The 15,015-nt window shown below is 66.6% G+C and carries 13 protein-coding genes and 2 tRNA genes; 8 read left to right on the top strand and 7 right to left on the bottom strand.

Going from position 1 to position 15,015, the window contains the following annotated elements:
- Positions 1-196 precede the first annotated feature (196 nt).
- Positions 197-664 (top strand): Lrp/AsnC family transcriptional regulator, encoded by a 468-nt coding sequence (locus NLI89_RS03985; protein WP_128453226.1) that lies wholly within the window; start codon positions 197-199, stop codon positions 662-664.
- Between the two features lie 731 nt (positions 665-1,395).
- On the opposite strand, the gene NLI89_RS03980 is transcribed toward NLI89_RS03985, so the two are convergent.
- The gene (locus NLI89_RS03980; protein WP_187503502.1) at positions 1,396-2,688 is read right to left on the bottom strand and encodes a hypothetical protein; all 1,293 of its coding nucleotides are present in this window, start codon (positions 2,686-2,688) and stop codon (positions 1,396-1,398) included.
- Positions 2,689-2,851: 163 nt separating this feature from the next.
- On the opposite strand from NLI89_RS03980, the gene yaaA reads away from it, so the two are divergent.
- The 5 genes from yaaA to NLI89_RS03955 all read left to right on the top strand — a co-directional run bounded on the left by yaaA (position 2,852) and on the right by NLI89_RS03955 (position 8,025).
- Positions 2,852-3,601 carry a peroxide stress protein YaaA gene (gene yaaA, locus NLI89_RS03975; RefSeq protein WP_254685836.1) on the top strand — a complete coding sequence of 250 codons (750 nt, stop codon included), beginning with the start codon at positions 2,852-2,854 and terminating at the stop codon, positions 3,599-3,601.
- Positions 3,598-4,284, top strand: a complete 687-nt coding sequence (locus NLI89_RS03970; protein WP_254685835.1) for an SDR family NAD(P)-dependent oxidoreductase — start codon at positions 3,598-3,600, stop codon at positions 4,282-4,284. Before yaaA ends, NLI89_RS03970 begins: the two co-directional genes overlap by 4 nt.
- A gap of 228 nt (positions 4,285-4,512) precedes the next feature.
- Complete coding sequence (locus NLI89_RS03965) at positions 4,513-4,791, top strand: hypothetical protein (protein ID WP_254685834.1); 279 nt, start codon at positions 4,513-4,515, stop codon at positions 4,789-4,791.
- Positions 4,792-4,912: 121 nt separating this feature from the next.
- Positions 4,913-7,678, top strand: a complete 2,766-nt coding sequence (gene gyrA, locus NLI89_RS03960) for a DNA gyrase subunit A (protein ID WP_254685833.1) — start codon at positions 4,913-4,915, stop codon at positions 7,676-7,678.
- Positions 7,675-8,025 (top strand): DUF952 domain-containing protein, encoded by a 351-nt coding sequence (locus NLI89_RS03955; protein WP_254685832.1) that lies wholly within the window; start codon positions 7,675-7,677, stop codon positions 8,023-8,025. Before gyrA ends, NLI89_RS03955 begins: the two co-directional genes overlap by 4 nt.
- Positions 8,026-8,296: 271 nt before the next feature.
- Here NLI89_RS03955 and NLI89_RS03950 read toward each other — a convergent pair whose 3' ends face one another.
- Positions 8,297-9,247 (bottom strand): alpha/beta fold hydrolase, encoded by a 951-nt coding sequence (locus NLI89_RS03950; RefSeq protein WP_254685831.1) that lies wholly within the window; start codon positions 9,245-9,247, stop codon positions 8,297-8,299.
- Positions 9,248-9,363: 116 nt separating this feature from the next.
- Here NLI89_RS03950 and NLI89_RS03945 point away from each other — a divergent pair, with 116 nt between their 5' ends.
- Positions 9,364-10,293 carry an alpha/beta hydrolase gene (locus NLI89_RS03945; RefSeq protein WP_254685830.1) on the top strand — a complete coding sequence of 310 codons (930 nt, stop codon included), beginning with the start codon at positions 9,364-9,366 and terminating at the stop codon, positions 10,291-10,293.
- A 7-nt stretch (positions 10,294-10,300) separates the two neighbouring features.
- Here the strand turns inward: NLI89_RS03945 and NLI89_RS03940 are convergent.
- Both NLI89_RS03940 and NLI89_RS03935 read right to left on the bottom strand, forming a co-directional pair.
- Positions 10,301-10,377, bottom strand: a tRNA-Arg gene (locus tag NLI89_RS03940).
- Between the two features lie 50 nt (positions 10,378-10,427).
- A tRNA-Arg gene (locus NLI89_RS03935) sits at positions 10,428-10,504 on the bottom strand.
- 94 nt (positions 10,505-10,598) lie between these two features.
- On the opposite strand from NLI89_RS03935, the gene NLI89_RS03930 reads away from it, so the two are divergent.
- Complete coding sequence (locus NLI89_RS03930; RefSeq protein ID WP_254685829.1) at positions 10,599-11,123, top strand: hypothetical protein; 525 nt, start codon at positions 10,599-10,601, stop codon at positions 11,121-11,123.
- Between the two features lie 141 nt (positions 11,124-11,264).
- Here NLI89_RS03930 and NLI89_RS03925 read toward each other — a convergent pair whose 3' ends face one another.
- From NLI89_RS03925 to hemB, 3 genes are read right to left on the bottom strand one after another with little or no spacing between them, the layout of a single operon-like run.
- Complete coding sequence (locus tag NLI89_RS03925; protein ID WP_254685828.1) at positions 11,265-13,505, bottom strand: fused MFS/spermidine synthase; 2,241 nt, start codon at positions 13,503-13,505, stop codon at positions 11,265-11,267.
- Positions 13,498-13,959: a GNAT family N-acetyltransferase gene (locus NLI89_RS03920; RefSeq protein ID WP_254685827.1), complete on the bottom strand. Its 462-nt coding sequence runs from the start codon at positions 13,957-13,959 to the stop codon at positions 13,498-13,500. The genes NLI89_RS03925 and NLI89_RS03920 overlap by 8 nt, the downstream gene beginning before the upstream one ends.
- The gene (gene hemB, locus NLI89_RS03915; protein ID WP_254685826.1) at positions 13,959-14,948 is read right to left on the bottom strand and encodes a porphobilinogen synthase; all 990 of its coding nucleotides are present in this window, start codon (positions 14,946-14,948) and stop codon (positions 13,959-13,961) included. Before hemB ends, NLI89_RS03920 begins: the two co-directional genes overlap by 1 nt.
- Between the last annotated feature and the right edge of the window lie 67 nt (positions 14,949-15,015).

Raw genomic sequence — 15,015 nt, 5'->3', positions numbered from 1 at the left:
TCGCTCCCCGGTTGTCATGGGCCTACCACGCTATCCGTACCGATTCCTTAACGCCGCCCCCCTGGCGACGGAACAGGCCATTTTGGCAGGACAGAAGGTTCGTCGCATAGTGGGACAATTGCGTTTCGCCGCAACAATCTTATCGCTATGAGGAATGAATCGCTTGGTTTGCGATGCCTATCGGGAGTTGCGTGAAATGAGTTTTGACCGGATCGATCGTCAGATCCTGTCGCTGTTGCAGGCCGACGGTCGGATGACCAATGTCGACCTGGCCGACCAAGTGGGCCTTACCGCGCCGCCTTGCCTGCGCCGCGTCCGCGCGCTCGAGGAGGCGGGGGCTATTCGCGGCTATCATGCCGATCTCGATGCGGGTCGCCTGGGCTTCCCGATCACGGTGTTCGCGATGGTGTCGCTGCGCAGCCAGGCCGAGCATGACCTCGCCGCGTTCGAGCATCATATCGCGGATATTCCGGAAATCCGGGAATGCCACATGCTCAACGGCGAGATCGACTTCATCCTGAAGATCGTCGCGGCGGACCTGAAGAGTTTCCAGGAGATCCTGACGACGCACCTGACGCCGGCGCCCAACGTGGCGAGCGTGAAGACGTCGCTGACGATCCGCACGGCCAAGGCGCTGTCGGGGATACCGGTGGTGGTGGACTAGGCTTGGCCCTCGATCCTCCTCCGCAAGGGGGAGGTGGCTGGCGCTTGCCAGACGGAGGAGGCGGTAAGGGAAACTGCTGTTGCGCGTCCTCCCCCTCCGTCGCCTTCGGCGCCACCTCCCCCTGGCGGGGGAGGATCGAGGCGGTTGGACTACTTTTCGCCCCTCCCTGGACGGGAGGGGTTGGGGTGGGTCGGTTTCCGCGGGGGTTCAGACCTCATGGACACGAGCCAGCCTACCCCCCTGCCCCTCCCTTTGGGAGGGGAGTCGGACGTGCTCCATCAAGGAACAGGGGGTAACGATCCGCACGGCGAAGGCGTTTTCTGGATACCGGCAGTGGTGGATTAGGCCTGGCGCTTGATCCTCCCCCGCAAGGGGGAGGTGGCTGGCGCTTGCCAGACGGAGGGGGCGGTAGGGGAAACCGTTGTTCCGTGCCCTCCCCCTCCGTCGCCTTCGGCGCCACCTCCCCCTGGCGGGGGAGGATCGAGGCGGTTGGACGTACTTTTCGCCCCTCCCTGGAAGGGAGGGGTTGGGGTGGGTCGGTTTCCGCGGGGTTCAGACCTCGCGGACACGAGCCAGCCTACCCACCCCCTGCCCCTCCCTTTCAGGGAGGGGAGTCGGACGGCTCGTCTTTCAGGGAGCATCCGACACAGCATCCCGCACTAGCAACACCCCAAACGAAAACGGGGCGGCATTGCTGCCGCCCCGTTTCCTCTCGACATAGACCGGGTCGCTTACGCGGCCGGTGCGCCGAGCCAAGTGTTCCACAGGCCGGCGACATCCGCCTTGGGCGAACCCTTGACCGCGGCGAACGCGGTTGCAGCACCCGCCTTGTCGCCCGAGCGAGCGAGCGCGATGCCCATGTGGAGGTTGACGTCGTCGGCGTCGACGCCGCCCTTCTGCAACGCCACGCGGTACAGTTCGACCGCCTTGGCGTAGTTGTTCTGGCCGAGATACGCATCGGCCGTACCCGCGGCGAGCTTGCCGTTGGCCGCAGTCGTCGCGCGCTTTTCCAGACCAGCAAGCGGACCGTCGGCGGCGATGTTCTTGGTCGCGTCGGCGAGCAGCCCCTTGGCCATCGTGTTCGACGCCGGAATCTTGCCCTGCGCCATGCCTTCCTTGAGCACGGCCTGCGCCTCGCTCGGCAGGCCGCGACGGTTCACGCTATCGGCATATTGCAGATAGTCGGTCTGGTCGGCGAGCGAGTTGGTGGCGCGCATCAAGCGGAAGATGTCGACCTTCTGCGCTTCGTCGAGCGGGATCAGCGCGTTCTGCTGGATACCCGACAGGATCAGCACGTCGCGCCAGTTCTTCGCGGTCGGATAGGCGGTGATCCACTTCTTCAGCCACGCCATCGTGTCGGCGTTGCGCTTGGCGGCATACGACTTGGCGACCGCATAGCGGTAATATTCCTCGGGAGCCTTCTGGCCCGCCGCGGTCATCTGCGCGATGCTGGCGTCGAGATCGGCGGTCGCACCGGCGACGTCGCCGCTGTCCATCTTCGCCTTGATGATCTGCAACGACAGGTTCGGATCGTTGTAGCCAAGTTCCTTGGCCTTCGCGAAATACTGGAGCGCGATCGGATACTGCTTGCCGTTGAAGGCGAGCGCACCACGGCGATACGCGTAGCGGCCACGATCGGCGGCCGGCGTCGCCGCATTGGCGATCAGCGCATCGAGCGGCCCGGCGAGCGTCGTCTCGTTGATCGGCGCGTTGGGGTTGGCTGTCTGTGCCGCTACCAGCTTCTCGTTCTCGAGCTGATAGCGCAGGGCTGCGCCGATATACTTCTCGTAATCGGTCTTGGCGGCGGCATCGATCTGGTCGATCGCGGTCTGCGCACCGGCGTAATCCTTGGCGGCGAGCGCGGTCTGCGCGGCGACGCCGGGCTTCTGCACTTCCGGGCTCAGCTTCATCGCCGGCGCGGCATCGGCCTTCTTGTCCTTGGCGAACGCAGGCGCCGACAGCGCGAGGCCGCTCGTGCCGGTGGCGAACGCCGCAATCAGTGCAAGCTTCGAAATGGTCTTCATGCGGAAACTCTCCCTTTGCGTCGGCACCCTCAGGTTGGCGGCGCGCGACGACGCTATATGGTCCGCCATGCATACGTTCAAGCGAGCGGCTTGGATCCCGCAGATGTGCGATTGCGCGTGAACGGCAATTGAACGCGCCCCCCGCCATAGCTAGATCGCGGCCATGATCGCTGTCCTATCACCCGCCAAGACGCTCGATTACGAGAGCGTACTGCCCAAGCTCGAGCCCACCACGCCGAGGTTCGCCGACGAGGCAAAGACGCTGGCGCACGCCGCCGCACACCTGACGCAGAAGAAGCTGTCGGAACTGATGCATATCTCGCCGGCGCTGGCGAAGCTCAACGCCGACCGGTATCGCGATTTCGACACCCTGCCCGAGCGGCCGGCGATGTTCGCGTTTGCGGGCGACGTCTATACCGGGCTGGAGGCCAAGACGCTCGACGAGGCGGCGGTGGATTATGCGCAGGATCATGTGCGGATGCTATCGGGGCTGTACGGCCTGCTCCGGCCGCTCGATCTGATGCGGCCTTACCGACTGGAAATGGGCACGCGCTGGGCGCCGCGGAAGACGAAGCTGACCGACTGGTGGGGCGACCGGATCGCGAAGCTGCTGGCGGACGACGTCGAGGCGGAGGGATCGGGGACGATCCTGAATCTTGCCAGCCAGGAATATTGGGCGGCGGCGGACGGGAAATTGCCGTCCTCCATACGGGTGGTCGCGATCGACTTCCGCGAGGGCGAAGCGCAGAAGTTCGTCAGCTTCCATGCGAAGAAGGCGCGCGGCATGGTCGCCCGGTGGCTGGTCGAGCACCGCGTCGAGGACATCGAGGGGATCAAGGGCTTCGACAGCGACGGCTACGCCTATGACGCGGCGGGCAGCAGCGACGCGCAGTTTCGGTTCGTGCGCAAGTGAGCAGCGCGGTCGTCATCGGCGTCTCGGGCGGAATCGGCAAGGCGCTGGAAGAGGCGCTGATCGACGAGGGTGCGTTCGAGAAGGTCTACGGGTTCGCGCGGTCGGAGAACGGCGATCGGCATCTCGACCTGGAGGACGAGGCGAGCATTGCGGCGGCGGCTTTGCGGGTCGGGTCACCGACGCTGGTGATCGTCGCGACGGGGTTGCTGCACGACGGCGACAAGGGGCCCGAGAAGGCGATGCGCGAGCTCGATCCGGCGTGGATGGCGCGCAACTTCGCGATCAACGCGATCGGGCCGGCGCTGGTGGCGAAACACTTCCTGCCAACGATGCCGAAGGCGGGGCGGATCGTGTTCGCGGTTCTCTCGGCGCGGGTCGGCAGCATCGGCGATAACAAGCTGGGCGGCTGGTACGGCTACCGCGCGTCGAAGGCGGCGCTGAACCAGTTGGTGAAGACGATTTCGATCGAGGACAAGCGGCGCAATTCGAGCGGGATCGTGGTGGGGTTACATCCGGGCACGGTAGACACCGGGCTGTCGAAGCCGTTCCAGGGGAATGTCACGCCCGGCAACCTGTTCAAGGCCGACCGCGCGGCGGTGCAGCTGCTCGACGTGATCGACGGCCTGCGTGCGCCGGATAGCGGCAAGCTGTTCGCGTGGGATGGCGTCGAGGTAACGCCCTAACTGCCCTCCTCCCTGGAAGGGAGGGGTTGGGGGTGGGTCGGCCGGTTGCAGACCACCACCGCTCGCCATTGCGGACGCCGACCCACCCCCTGCCCCTCCCTTCCAGGGAGGGGTAAGAAGTAAGTCCCCGTCCATGACGCGGATTTCACCTGCCTGCCATCACGCAGTCAGGTCCCCCGGTGCATCCTCCGCTTATCGTCCACCAAGGCCGAAACGAGAGGATACCCCATGACCAAGTCACTCCCCCTCGCGATCCTCGCCGGCGGCGCGCTCCTGTCCGGCGGCGCCGCGATCGCCGCGACGCAGGCCAAGACCGTCCAGCCGAAGACCGTCGCGACGCACACGACCACCACCAGGACGACCACGCCGATGGGCAACACCAAGGTCGCCAAGCGCACCACGACCGTCAGGAAAGGCCGCATGGTCACCGCCAAGCTCGCGAACGGCAAGACCGTCACCTATGATTGCTCGCTCGCCGGCAACAAGACCAAGACCGCCTGCAAATAACCTGCAAATTAACGATGAAACCTCCTCCTCTCGCGTGCGTACGCGTGCGCGGGGGTGGTAAGGCGCCACCCCCTCGGCTAAGGTGTGTCATCATACCGACACAAGCCGAAAGCGTTCAGATTTGACCGACGAGACCACACTCGCCGAACCCACCGGCGGCGAGCCCGCCGGCATCGCCACGATCTCGATCGTCGACGAGATGAAGTCGAGCTATCTCGACTATGCGATGAGCGTCATCGTCGCGCGCGCCCTGCCCGACGTCCGCGACGGCCTGAAGCCCGTCCATCGCCGCATCCTGTACGGCGCGCACGAGAGCGGCTTCGTCGCCGGCAAGCCCTACCGCAAGTCCGCGCGCATCGTCGGTGACGTGATGGGTAAATACCATCCGCACGGCGACAGCTCGATCTACGACGCCTTGGCCCGCATGACGCAGGACTGGTCGATGCGCGTGCCGCTGATCGACGGCCAGGGCAACTTCGGCTCGATGGATCCCGATCCGCCCGCCGCGATGCGCTACACCGAGGCACGTCTTGGCAAGGTGGCGAACGCGCTGCTCGGCGATCTCGACAAGGACACGGTCGACTTCACGCCCAATTACGACGGCTCGGAGCGTGAACCTTCGGTGCTGCCGGCGCGGTTCCCGAACCTGCTGGTCAACGGCGCGGGCGGCATCGCGGTCGGCATGGCGACCAACATTCCGCCGCACAATCTCGGCGAAGTGATCGACGCGTGCCTCGCGTACATGGACAATGGCGCGATCACGACCGAGGAACTGTTCGAGATCGTCCCCGGTCCCGATTTCCCGACCGGCGCGATCATTCTAGGCCGCGCGGGCGCCAAGTCGGCGTACGAAACCGGCCGCGGCTCGATCATCGTCCGCTCGCGCCATATCGTCGAGGAGGGCAAGGGCGACCGTCGCTCGATCGTCCTGACCGAAATCCCGTTCCAGACCGGCAAGAACGGCCTGGTCGAGAAGATCGCCGAAGCCGCCAAGGACAAGCGCATCGAAGGCGTCAGCGACATCCGCGACGAATCGAGCCGGATGGGCGTCCGCATCGTCATCGACCTGAAGCGCGACGCGACCCCCGACGTGGTGCTCAACCAGCTCTGGCGGCACACGCCCGCGCAGTCGAGCTTTCCCGCCAACATGCTGGCGATCCGCGGCGGTCGTCCCGAACTGCTCAACCTGCGCGACATCATCGGCGCGTTCATCACCTTCCGCGAGCAGGTCATCACCCGCCGCTCGAAGTTCGAACTCGCCAAGGCACGCGAGCGCGCGCATCTCTTGCTCGGTCTCGTCATCGCGGTCACCAACCTCGACGAAGTCGTCAAGATCATCCGTGGCTCGTCGAGCCCCGCCGAAGCGCGCGGCAAATTGCTCGCACGCGAATGGCCGGTCGAAGAGATCGCGCCGTACATCGCGCTGGTCGAGGCGGTCGAGGACAAGCAGCAGGAGGGCATCTACAAGCTGTCCGAGCCGCAGGTCCGCGCGATCCTAGATCTCCGCCTGCACCGTCTGACTTTGCTCGGCCGCGACGAGATCGGTGACGAGCTGAAGGCGCTCGCCGCGACGATCGGCGAACTGCTCCACATCCTCGGCGACCGTGCGAAGCTGTACGAAGTGATGCGCGGCGAGCTGATCGCGATCCGCGACGAATTCGCCACCCCGCGCCGGTCCGAGATCGCCGCAGCCGCCAACGGAATCGACGACGAGGATTTGATCGAGCGCGAGGACATGGTCGTCACCGTGACCATGCAGGGCTATATCAAGCGCACCAGCCTCGACACGTTCCGTGCGCAGGCCCGCGGCGGCAAGGGTCGCGCGGGCATGTCGACGAAGGACGAGGACGTCGTCACCGAGCTGTTCGTCACCTCGACGCACACCCCGGTGCTGTTCTTCTCGAACCTCGGCAAGGTGTATCGCTACAAGGTCTGGCGCCTGCCCGAGGGTGGCCCGGCCACGCGTGGCCGGCCGATGATCAACCTGCTGCCGCTGGCGCCGGGCGAGACGATCTCGACCGTACTCCCGCTGCCGGAGGATTTGAGCGAGTGGAGCCGCCTGCACGTGATGTTCGCGACGCAGCGCGGGCTCGTGCGACGCAACGCGATGGACGCGTTCACCAACGTGCCGTCGAACGGCAAGATCGCGATGCGGTTCGAGGAAGGCTCCGAGGACAAGCTGATCGGCGTCGCGCTGCTCAGCGAGCATGACGACGTTCTGCTCGCGACCAAGTGCGGCAAGGCGATCCGCTTTGCCGGCGACGACGTCCGCGAGTTCCAGAGCCGCACCTCGACCGGCGTGCGCGGCATCACGCTGAAGAACGACGACGAGGTGATCTCGCTGTCGGTCCTGCACCGCGTCGGCGCCACGCCGGACGAGCGCGAGACGTATCTCAAGTTCGCACCGTGGAAGGGCGAGCGCGAGGGCGACCACGGCATGGGTGACGAGCGCTACAACGATCTCAAGGACCGCGAACAGTTCATCCTGACGGTCTGCGAAAATGGCTATGGCAAGCTGTCGAGCGCCTATGATTACCGTCGCACCGGTCGCGGCGGCCAGGGCATCACCAACATCGACAACATCACGCGTAACGGCCCGGTGGTGGCGAGCTTTGCCGCGGCCAAGGGCCATCAGCTGATGCTGGTGACCAACCAGGCGAAACTGATCCGCACCACGCTGGCGTCGCTCCGCGTGATCAGCCGCAATTCGGCCGGTGTGAAGCTGTTCGACGTGGCCAAGGGCGAGCATGTCGTCTCGGCCGCACGGATCGAGGAAACCGAGGACGAGGCCGAGGTCAACCTGGCCGACGCGACCCCGGAGATCGCACCCGATACCGGCGCGATCATCGGCGACGACACCGCGGCGGGACCGGAGGACGGCGAATGAGCCGCGATCCGATCGCGTACAAGGTGCTGACGGGGGAGCAGCTGGCGACGCTGGAGAGCGGGAGCTTTGCGGGTGCGCCGGTGGATCTGGCCGATGGCTATATCCACCTCTCGACCGCCCGACAGCTGACCGAGACGGTCGACAAGCACTTCGCCGGCCAGTCGGACCTGCACGTCGCGGCAGTCGACCTCGAAGCGCTCGGCGACGACGTGACGTGGGAAGAGTCGCGCGGCGGGCAGCTGTTCCCGCACATTTATGGCGGGCCGTTGTTGCTGGAGACGGTGCTCTCCTACGGCCCGCTGGAGCGCGACGAAGCGGGCGAAGTGAAGCTCCCGGTCGCGGGATAACCCCAACCAAACCATGTGTCCCCGCGAAGGCGGGGACACAGTCTGGGCTCCCGCCTTCGCGGGAGAACAAGGTAGTGGGAGTTGCCACTCGCTCGGTCACGGTTTGCGCGGCTGCTGACTAGGATGCCACTACCCCGGCGAAGGCCGGGCCCAATTGGGGAACGTCGCTAACGGAGCGCCGTATTCAGTTACGACGGCCTTCCCAATTGGGCCCCGGCCTTCGCCGGGGTGGTGTTTTGTTGGTCGGGCAGGCTCAACCCAGAAGCCACCCTCACCCCGCCGCGAACGCAGCCCGCACAAACCGCGCGCACGCCTCAGGCGCGGTAATCGGGATCATGTGCCCGCCCTCGATCGTGTCGATCTTCGCCCCCGGAACCACCGCCGCCGTCCGGTGACCATTCCAGGCAGGATCGAGGATCGCATCCTGCCGCCCGAACAAGATCCGCGTCGGCACGCCGATCTCCGCATACCGCCCGACCATCGCCTTCACGTCGTCGTTCGCCCCGGCAAGGTCCGCCGCCGCCGCCGCAATCGCGATCGGCCGCGCCGACAGCGCGCCGCCGCCCCGCGTCACGAAATCCTCGGGGACCGCCTCGGGCGCGAACACGCCTTCGAGCGTCTTCTTCGCGGTCAGGCGGCTCAGCGGCGTGCCCAGCACCTGCGCGAACGCCAGCCGCGCACCCGACGGAATCCGCGCCAGACCGCGGAAACTCTCGGGCACCTGCTCCAGCGGCTGCGTCAGCGGCGCGATCAGCGCGAGTGCCCGGACCAGATGCGGATGGTCGAGGCCCACTGCCAGCCCGATCGCGCCGCCCAGCGAATGGCCGACGAACAGCGGCCGATCGAGCCCGAGCTTCTGGATGAAGTCGGCAATGATCGCCCCCTGCGCGATGATCCCCGGCGTCGTGGCGCCGGTCGCGACCGAGTAACCCGAGCCCGGCCGGTCGACGACGATCACGCGATAGTCTTCCTTCAACTGGTCGACGAGCGCGTAGCTGAAATTGCGCAACTGCCCGCCGAGGCCGTGGACCATGACGATCGTCGGACCGGAGCCGACGTCTAAATAGTGCAGCCGTGCGCCAGCGACATCGAGGAAGCGCCCTTCCGCGGGCACCAGTTCCTCGGCCTTGCGCGCGACCCGGCTCGAATAGAGCGACAGCCCGATCCCCGACATCGCCGCCAGCACCGCACCACCAATCAAGCCCTTGCCCGTCCGCTTCATCACGATCTCCTTCGCATCTGTTGTGGGCCGAACGCGCAGCCATGTCCAAAGTCGCAGTGCGCGCATCCGGGAACCCGTCGCAACCGTCGAACGTCCCAAGTCCGAAGGAGATGCAGGTGGATCGACAGGCCCGGACGATACTCGATATGATCGCGACACTGGCGCCGGACGCCGACCCCATGGCGAACGACGCGCAGTGGTTGGCGGATTTCCGCTATCAGACAACCCTGCTCAAGACGTTCTCGGGCGACCCCGAACCCGTGCACGCGATCACGCACCTCCTGTTGCCGTCCGAAACGGGGCCGCTGGTCCTGCGCCTGTATCGGCCGAAGCCGGGGCCCTTGCCGCTGCTGCTCCACATCCACGGCGGCGGCGCGATCGCGGGGTCGATCGACGGTCACGACCCGGCGTTGCGCGCGCTGGCCAACCGCACCGGCTGGCTGGTCGCCGCCCCCGCCTACCGTCTCGCGCCCGAACACCGCTTCCCCGCGCAACTCGACGATAGCCGGACCGCCTTGACGGGGCTCGTCGCGCAAGCCGCAGCGCTCGATATCGACGCATCGCGGATCGTCGTGTCGGGCGACAGCATCGGCGGCACGCTCGCAACCGTTCTCGCTGCACGCGCCGTAGCGGAAAACGGTCCGGCGCTGAGCGGCCAAATCCTGCTCTACCCGAACACCGACCTGCGCAGCGATGCCGACTATCTCTCGCGCAGGAGCGAGGACGGCAACATCATCGACGCCGCCTCGCTGGAGCGGCAGATCGACCTGTACCTCGCATCGCCGGACGCGCGGACCGATCCGCGGGCCTCGCCGATCCTGGCGGAGGACCTGAGCGCCTTGCCCCCGACCCTGCTCGTAACATGCGAGAACGATCCGTTGCGTGACGAAGGCGAAGCGTACGGCCGACGCCTGCGCAAAGCCGGAGTCGCGGTCGATCACCACCGGTTCGACGGCATGATCCACGCCTTCCTGCAATACGGCGGACGCGTCGATGCGACCTCACGACTGCTCGATCGCATCGCCGCGTGGCTCAAGACCCGATGATGAAGAATGGTGCACCCAGAGCGATTCGAACGCCCGACCCTCAGATTCGTAGTCTGATGCTCTATCCAGCTGAGCTATGGGTGCATCGCCGTACCGTGTCCGGTTCGACAAGCCCGCTATGAAGCGGAAAATCCTGGTGCACCCAGAGCGATTCGAACGCCCGACCCTCAGATTCGTAGTCTGATGCTCTATCCAGCTGAGCTATGGGTGCACTGGAGGGGCGCTGATAGCAGGCATTTTCGGGGGCGCAAGGGTTTGCCGCGAGAAAGTTGTGCACGAGCGCCCGCCGGCATAGAGCGGCAGGCATGAAACACGCCTTTTCGCTCCGCTTCGCATCGTTCGCGCTGGTCCTCGCAACCGGGGTCCTGGCAACCGGTGCGTGCAGCAAGGATCCGAACACCCACCCGTCGCTCGGTCTGCGCCCGGTCGAGAAGCTCGGGTTCGCCGAGCCCGAGGTGAAGACTGCGGTCGCGGCACCCGATCCGGCGCTCGACAAGGAGATCGCGGCGATCTCGGGCAAGCTCGATGCGATCACGACGGGCTTCACGCGCGATGCGGCCAAGGCGGAGGCGCTGGCACGATCGGCACGCGGTGCGGCGGTCGGCAGCGATGCGTGGATCACCGCGCAGACCGCGCTCGCCGGGCTCGACGACTGGCGCGCGCAGAGTTCGTCGCTGGTGACCGATATCGAGGCGCTGGCCACCGACCGTGCGGCGAAGCTGCAGCCGGATTATCCGGCACTCGCGACGATCCGGGCGAAGGCGCAGGCGGAGACGGATCGCCAAAGCGAAACGATCGGCCGCATCCAGGCGAGCATGCCGGCAGCGTAATGCACCCCCTCGATCCTCCCCCGCCAGGGGGAGGTGGCTGGCGCTTGCCAGACGGAGGGGGCGGTAAGCGCAACCCTCGTTCCGTGTCCTCCCCCTCCGTCGCTTCGCGCCACCTCCCCCTGGCGGGGGAGGATCAGAAGTTTAGAACCCCTTCAACAACGGCAGGATCGTCGAGTAATCGTCGGTCCATGCCGCAAAGCCCTTCCGCGGCGTCAGCGCGGTCCAATCCAGATCCTTCGACCGCAACGCCGCGATCCCGCGCGGATCGCGCGACAACGCCACCCAGTCCGACGCCGAGGCGCGGTCGACGAGCAGGCTCGACGGGCGGTATTTCAGCCCGACCGCGATCCAGCCGCCCTCCCGCGCCGCCGCCGCGATCACCGGTTCGAGATCGATGAAGCGGTTCGAGATATGCACCAGCAGCAATCCGTCGCGCGCCAGCACCCGGCCATAGGTCGCGAACGCCTCGCGCGTCATCAGGTGCATCGGCACCGAATCCGACGAGAACGCATCCAGCGCGAGCAGATCGAGGCTGTTCGACGCATCGTGGGCAAGCGCCACGCGCGCGTCGCCCATCCGGATCTCCGGGTTCGGCAGGCACCGCGACAGATAGGTGAACTGACCGGTGTCGCGCGCGATCCGCACCACTGCCGGGTCGATCTCGTAGAACCGCCAGCGCTGGCCCGGCCTTGCGTAACACGACAACGTGCCCGTCCCGAGCCCGACGACGCCGATCCGAGCACCCGGGCCGTACAGCGCGGGCGCCGCCTGCATCGCCTGCCCGACGCCAGAGCCGGCCGCGTAATAGGTGGTCGGCGTCCGCTCGCGCTCGGGCGAACCCCGCAGCTGGATGCCGTGCACGGTCGTACCGTGATCGAGTTCGCGCAGGCCGCCATTGGGTCCGGGCTCGTCGCGGACGGTATAGACGCCGAAATAGCTTCGCACCCGCGCGCCCGGATCGATCGAGAGTTCGAGCGCGCGATAGCCACCGAACAGGACCAGCGAGCCGGCCAGCACGATCATGTACGGCAGGCGCGCACCGATCACGGCAAAGCCCAGCGTGGCGATGACGAGGAAATCTAGGCCCTGCCGGCTCTCGTCGAACACCGCGCTGGAATCGGCGATGCGCAGCCCGGCGACGATCGCCATCACGACGGTGATCGCCGTCAGCGCGATCCACTTGGTCCGCCCCTTCGTCATCCACAGGTTCCGGAACTGGCCGAGCAGATACATTTGCGGCACCAGCGCACCCGCGGCTAGGATCAGCAGCGGGTATTCATAGGTCCAGTCGAACACCACCGGTGCGACCAGCGCGGCGAACACCCCGCCCAGCGCGCCGCCCGCCGACATCGCGAGATAGAAGCCGGTCAGCCGATCGGGCGCCGGACGCTTGCGGTACAGCGCGGTGTGCAGCGCGACCGAGATCATGAACAGCAGCAGCAGCGCGATGGCTGCGCTGAAGACCGGGCGCTCGTTCATGCCGCCCATGATGATGCCGCCGAACAGCAGGATCGTGATCGGCGCGATCCGCATCAGCAGGTCGGCGAGCCAGCGATCGTTCGCGAACGCCACGCTGAAGCTCAGCAGATACAGCCCGAGCGGGATCACCCACAGCAACGGCATCGCAACGATATCGGTCGAGATATAGGTCGATGTCGCCAGCATCATCCCTGAGGGCACGAGCGCCAGCGCGATCCAGTGCGCGATCCGCCGGGCGCCCGGCGGCGGGCTGGTCGCGGCGACGTGGTCGACCGCCGCCGTCCTGGGCAGGCGGGTGGCACAGGCGAGCACCAGCACGATCAGCAGCAGATAGCCCCCGCTCCACAGCAGGCTCTGGCCGTGGACCGCCATCAGCGGCTCGACCAGCAGCGGGTACGCGATCAGCCCTGCGAAACTGCCGAGATTGGACGCCGCGTACAGCGCATAGGGATCGTCGCCGCCGCTCGCCGCACTGAACCAGCGCTGGATCAAGGGCGCCTGCGCGGAGACCGCGAAGAACAACGGCCCGATCGACAGCCCGAGCAGCCAGGGCACCCAGAGCGCCGGCTGCGCCTCCGCCGACGGCGCCATCGCGACCAGCCCGATCGGCAGCCACAAGGCCGCGACGACCAGCACGCCGAGGTGGATCGCCGCCTGCGCGCGCGGCCGCACCCGCCCGAGCCAATGCGCGTACGCATAGCCGGCGAGCAGCAACGCCTGGTACACCAGCATCGCCGAGTTCCACACCGCCGGCGCGCCGCCCAGCCGCGGCAACGCCATCCGCGCGACCATCGGCTGGACGAGGAACAGCAGGAACGATCCGGTCAGGATCGTCGCCACGAACATCGTCCGGCACCAGCGCGCCATCAGGGGCCGCTCTTCCTTCGATAAGGCTTCAGACATGAGCGGGACGGTCGATCCGGTAGAGGATGTGGCGGCGGAGAGAGTCGTTTTCCGCGAGTTTGGGGTGATCGAAATCGCCGTTACCTGCTCCATAAACGGCTGGCGCTGATCGAGGTTCGGCTTGATACGATGAAGCCAGCCTCTTTCCCCCGTCATGCCGGGCTTGTTCCGGCATCCACGGTTCCGCAAAATTGTAAGTGCTGAGTATGCGGCGCCGTGGACCCCGGAACCAGTCCGGGGTGACGGGGCGGATTTGGCACTGCCTCGCGCCGAAACATCGAGTGTCGAGCCGGCTTGCAAACTTCCGTTTGCGCGCAACTCGCTCGGGGGAGTCAGCCAGCGAAGGCGCCGGCCCGAGATACGCCATCACCGCCGGATCGGCGCACATCGCGTGATGCGCGGCGGCATCGTCGTCGTGCCAACCGCGCAAGATCAACCGCTCGGTCTCGATCATCACCCGAGCAATTTGGCCGCGTGCGCCGCGTGGTAGGTCAGCACGCCCGAGCAACCCGCGCGCTTGAACGACATCAGCGTCTCCAGCACCATGACGTCGCGCTCGGCAGCACCGGCGGCGACGGCGTGCTCGATCATCGCATACTCGCCCGACACCTGGTAGGCGAACACCGGCACCTCGAACGCCTGGCGGACGCGGACGATGATGTCGAGATACGGCAGGCCGGGCTTGACCATCACCGTGTCGGCGCCCTCGGCCAGGTCCATCGCGACCTCGCGCAGGGCCTCCTCGGCGTTGGCATTGTCCATCTGGTACGTCTTCTTGTCGCCCTTCAACAGCCCGCGCGAGCCGACCGCATCGCGGAACGGACCGTAGAACGCGCTCGCATATTTGGCGGCGTAGGACATGATCTGGACGTTGTGGTGCGAGTCCGCCTCCAGCGCATCGCGGATCATGCCGATCCGGCCGTCCATCATGTCCGACGGCGCGATGATGTCCGCGCCCGCATTCGCCTGGTTGAGCGCCTGCGCGACCAGCATCTCGGCGGTGGTATCGTTGACGACATAGCCGGCCGCGTCGACCAGACCGTCATGGCCGTGGCTCGTGTACGGATCGAGCGCAACGTCGGTCAGCACGCCCACCTCGGGGACTGCGTCCTTCAATGCACGGATCGCCTGGCACATCAGATTGTCGGGGTTCAGCGCCTCGCGGCCATCCTCGGTGCGCCGCTCGACCTGCGTGTACGGGAACAGCGCGATGCACGGGATGCCGAGATCGCGCGCCTCGCGGCCGCGCGCGACGATCCCGTCGACCGACCAGCGCGAGACGCCGGGCAGGCTGGCGATCGGTTGCTCGACGCCGGCTCCTTCGGTGACGAACAGCGGCCAGATCAGGTCGGCGGGAGTCAGCACGGTCTCGGCATGGAGGCGGCGGCTCCAGGCGGAGGCGCGGGTGCGACGGAGGCGAAGCGCGGGATAGCTTGCGGTCATGCCCGGGCTTTGCGGGATGGACGCGGGCGGATCAAGCTTTACCCAAGAGCGTTACGGGTGCGAAACC

Source organism: Sphingomonas faeni, assembly GCF_024273235.1.
Taxonomy (GTDB): Bacteria; Pseudomonadota; Alphaproteobacteria; order Sphingomonadales; family Sphingomonadaceae; genus Sphingomonas; species Sphingomonas faeni_A.
This window is presented reverse-complemented; position numbering and strand designations above follow the sequence as displayed.

What these genes read in the sequence shown, in the direction of transcription:
- NLI89_RS03985 (WP_128453226.1), top strand. Translation starts at nt 197, where the DNA reads ATGAGTTTTGACCGGATCGATCGTCAGATCCTGTCGCTGTTGCAGGCC.
- NLI89_RS03980 (WP_187503502.1), bottom strand. Translation starts at nt 2,688, where the DNA reads ATGAAGACCATTTCGAAGCTTGCACTGATTGCGGCGTTCGCCACCGGC.
- yaaA (WP_254685836.1), top strand. Translation starts at nt 2,852, where the DNA reads ATGATCGCTGTCCTATCACCCGCCAAGACGCTCGATTACGAGAGCGTA.
- NLI89_RS03965 (WP_254685834.1), top strand. Translation starts at nt 4,513, where the DNA reads ATGACCAAGTCACTCCCCCTCGCGATCCTCGCCGGCGGCGCGCTCCTG.
- NLI89_RS03955 (WP_254685832.1), top strand. Translation starts at nt 7,675, where the DNA reads ATGAGCCGCGATCCGATCGCGTACAAGGTGCTGACGGGGGAGCAGCTG.
- NLI89_RS03950 (WP_254685831.1), bottom strand. Translation starts at nt 9,247, where the DNA reads ATGAAGCGGACGGGCAAGGGCTTGATTGGTGGTGCGGTGCTGGCGGCG.
- NLI89_RS03930 (WP_254685829.1), top strand. Translation starts at nt 10,599, where the DNA reads ATGAAACACGCCTTTTCGCTCCGCTTCGCATCGTTCGCGCTGGTCCTC.
- NLI89_RS03925 (WP_254685828.1), bottom strand. Translation starts at nt 13,505, where the DNA reads ATGTCTGAAGCCTTATCGAAGGAAGAGCGGCCCCTGATGGCGCGCTGG.
- NLI89_RS03920 (WP_254685827.1), bottom strand. Translation starts at nt 13,959, where the DNA reads ATGATCGAGACCGAGCGGTTGATCTTGCGCGGTTGGCACGACGACGAT.
- hemB (WP_254685826.1), bottom strand. Translation starts at nt 14,948, where the DNA reads ATGACCGCAAGCTATCCCGCGCTTCGCCTCCGTCGCACCCGCGCCTCC.